General features: G+C 59.5%; 2 protein-coding genes. Both read left to right on the plus strand.

What is annotated here, in order from left to right; translation table 11 throughout:
• Positions 1 to 57: 57 nt before the first annotated feature.
• Positions 58 to 1,737 (plus strand): MFS transporter, encoded by a 1,680-nt coding sequence (locus tag H8S59_RS26495; protein WP_187523330.1) that lies wholly within the window; start codon positions 58 to 60, stop codon positions 1,735 to 1,737.
• Positions 1,734 to 2,924 (plus strand): HlyD family secretion protein, encoded by a 1,191-nt coding sequence (locus H8S59_RS26500; protein WP_187523331.1) that lies wholly within the window; start codon positions 1,734 to 1,736, stop codon positions 2,922 to 2,924. Before H8S59_RS26495 ends, H8S59_RS26500 begins: the two co-directional genes overlap by 4 nt.
• Positions 2,925 to 3,512: the final 588 nt, after the last annotated feature.

A 3,512-nucleotide genomic window follows, 5' to 3' on the forward strand; every position in this document is an offset into this window, starting at 1 on the left:
AGGTCCTGTGCGGCACTTCAAACATCAAACAAAGTTGCCACAAGGCAGTAGCGGCTCATGAGCAGTAAATACACCCAACACAACTGGGCTCCCCATGAACGGCCGACCATGCCGGGCTCGCCGTCGACGCCGCTGCATTCGACGCCCAAACGCTGGGCGTTCGCACTGGTCGGGGTGATTGTCGCCCTCACCGGTGGCCTGGGTAATGCGCTGGTGGTTGCCAACCTGCCCTATCTGCAAGGTTCACTGGGCGCAACCACCGCCGAAGTCGCCTGGCTCCCCGCCGCCTACGTCATGACCAACGTTTCAATGAATCTGGTGCTGGTGAAGTTCCGCCAGCAGTTCGGTTTGCGGACCTTCACTGAGTTATTTCTGGTGCTCTACGCACTGGTGACCTTCGCTCACTTGTTCGTCAACGACCTGAATTCGGCCATCGCCGTGCGCGCGGCTCATGGCATGGTCGGTGCCGCCCTGTCGACGCTGGGCCTGTATTACATGATCCAGGCCTTCCCGCAGAAATGGCGTTTGAAAGCATTGGTGCTGGGACTCGGCACTGCACAACTGGCCATTCCCATGGCCCGGCTGGTGTCCGAAGATCTGCTGCAGATTGCCGAGTGGCGCGGCCTTTACCTGTTCGAACTGGGCATGGCGCTGCTGTCGCTGGGCTGCGTGCTGTTGCTCAAGTTACCGCCAGGGGATCGCTTCAAAGCCTTCGAAAAACTCGATTTCCTGACGTTTGGCCTGCTTTCCACCGGTTTTGCCCTGCTCTGCGCCGTGCTTTCTCTGGGGCGCATCGAATGGTGGCTGGAGAAAACCTGGATCGGTCTGGCATCTGCCGCGTCGATCGGACTGATCTGCGCCGGGCTGGCCATCGAACATAACCGCAAGAACCCGCTGCTGATCACTCGCTGGCTGGGCAGTGGTGCAATCTGGCGACTTGGATTGGCGGTCATCCTGTTTCGGGTCGTGCTGTCGGAGCAGTCCATCGGCGCGGTGGGGTTCCTGCAAACCCTGAACATGGGCTCCGAGCAACTGCATTCACTGTACGCCGTGATGCTACTGGGCAGCGTGGCGGGTCTGGCGGTCAGCGCGTGGACGATCAACCCGCAGCACCTGATCAAACCCTTGCTGATCTCTTTGGCGATGATTGCGATTGGTGCCTGGATGGACAGCGGCTCGACCAACGTCACCCGACAATCGAACATGTACCTGAGCCAGTTCCTGCTGGCCTTCGGCGGCACGTTCTTTCTGGGTCCGACGCTGGTCATGGGGATCAGCAGCGTGATCGCCAACCCGCGTAATATGGTCAGTTTTTCCGTGTTGTTCGGTATCACCCAGAACCTTGGCGGGCTGATCGGCTCAGCGGTGTTCGGGACGTTTCAGGTGGTGCGGGAGAAATTTCACTCAAGTGTGCTGGTCGAGCACCTCACCTTGATCAACCCTCAAGTTCAGGCCCGCCTGCAAAGCTCCAGCGCGAGCTACGCTTCAGCCATTGCCGACCCATCGACACGGACTAATCTGGGGATCCGCGCCATCGCCAACACAGCCACCCGGGAAGCCAATATCCTGGCCTACAACGACGTATTCATGCTGATCGCACTGGTTGCGGTCCTGACCATGGTCTGGATTTCGATTCGCGTGACTTGGCTGAGAATGACTACAAAACCGCTTGCAGCGACAACCCCTGCAACCGCGAACTCTACTCCCGTTAACTCCAGCGGCGCTCAACCTTCATGAATGACACGACCAAGCCTCCTGCATCGACCGACGCAGGTTCTAATCCGACCCCGGAACAACCCGCATCATCAGGGCCGCCACCGCCTCCGGCAGCCGCCCCTGCCAGCAGCGAACCGCGCTCTGCACGCACCCGGCTCATTTCCTCGGTGATCTTTGCCAGCATTGCGCTGATCGGCATTCTGATCGTGCTCTACGCCTGGCAATTACCGCCGTTCAGCAGCCCCATCGAAAGCACTGAAAACGCGTTGGTCAGAGGCCAGACCACGATCGTCAGCCCGCAATTGAGCGGCTATGTTTTCGAGGTGCCAGTGCAGGACTTCCAGTTCGTCAAGGCAGGCGACCTGCTGGTAAGGCTGGATGACCGGATTTACCGCCAGCATCTGGATCAGTCGTTGGCGCAACTGGGCATCCAGAAAGCTTCACTGGCCAACAACCTGCAACAGCGAAAGAGCGCCGAAGCAACCATTGCACAGCGCAAGGCCGCCCTGGAAAACAGCATCGCTCAGGGTCGCAAATCGGCGGCCGACCTGCGCCGTAATCAGGCGCTGGTCACCGATGGTTCCGTGTCGAAAAGTGAGCTGGACGTCAGCCGCGCTGCCGATGCACAGGCCAACGCTGCCATCGCTGAAGCCCGTGCTGCGCTGGACATTGCCAAAGAAGACCTGCAAACCGTGATCATCAATCGCGGCTCGCTGGAGGCCTCGGTAGCCAATGCTGAAGCGGCTATCGAGCTGGCACGCATCGACCTGAGCAACACCCGTATTCTGGCCCCCCGTGACGGCCAATTGGGGCAGATTGGCGTGCGCCTGGGTGCCTACGTCAACTCCGGCGCGCAGTTGATGGCACTGGTACCGGACCGGTTGTGGGTCATCGCCAACATGAAAGAAACGCAGATGGTGAATGTGCGCCTTGGCCAGCCGGTCACGTTTACTGTGGATGCGCTGGGTCATGAAAAAATGCACGGGCGCGTGCAGCGGATTTCCCCTGCTACCGGCTCGGAGTTCAGCCTGCTACCGGCTGATAACGCTACCGGAAACTTCGTGAAGATCTCTCAGCGGATCCCGGTGCGGATCATTGTTGAGCCCAATCAGCCTTTGGCGAAGCGTTTGCGACCGGGGATGTCGGTGGTGGTCAGCATTGATACCAGTCAGGACGGTGAGGTGCCGGCGGATCCGGGGGGTGAATGAGGGGGCGCATCGTTTTGTGCCGCTGTTCTAGTGTACATATCCGTTTAGCGGTAACGGCTGATATTGGTTGCGCTTTTACAGCGCGTCACTTTTGGGGCCCAAAAGTAACCAAAAGGCCTTTACCCCACCCCTCGGCACCTCGCTGTCGCTCGGCATACCCGTAATCCGACATTACTGCGTGGGGCCGCCGCCACCGGCCATCCATGGCCTGAGGCGGCTAAACCGGCATCCCTGCCGGTTTGCCCCACGCAGCAATATCGAATTCCGGCCGGCGTGGTTTAACGGGGCGCTTAAGATCAAAAGCAGATCAAAAGCAAAGCGATATAGCGGTAACACCCCGGTAGGAGCGAACTTGTTCGCGAGACGTCAGCACAGCCAAAACAGGCATCGTCTGACACACCGCTTCGCAGCCTTCGGCAGCTCCTACAAAACAGCCGTAAAGTCCAACATCAGGTCGGCTGTCAGGCCGCCGCGCTTTTGATTTTGATCTGAGGCGCCCCGTTAACCACGATGGCCGAACGCAGATTCTGAAGCGTGGGTAACCCGGCAGGACGCCGGGTTAGCCGCATTGGGCCATGGATGGCCCGT

It is taken from the genome of Pseudomonas folii (genome assembly GCF_014357575.1).
In the GTDB taxonomy this organism is placed as follows: Bacteria; Pseudomonadota; Gammaproteobacteria; order Pseudomonadales; family Pseudomonadaceae; genus Aquipseudomonas; species Aquipseudomonas folii.

Coding starts and splice junctions, on each gene's coding strand:
- H8S59_RS26495 (WP_187523330.1), top strand. CDS start 58: ATGAGCAGTAAATACACCCAACACAACTGGGCTCCCCATGAACGGCCG.
- H8S59_RS26500 (WP_187523331.1), top strand. CDS start 1,734: ATGAATGACACGACCAAGCCTCCTGCATCGACCGACGCAGGTTCTAAT.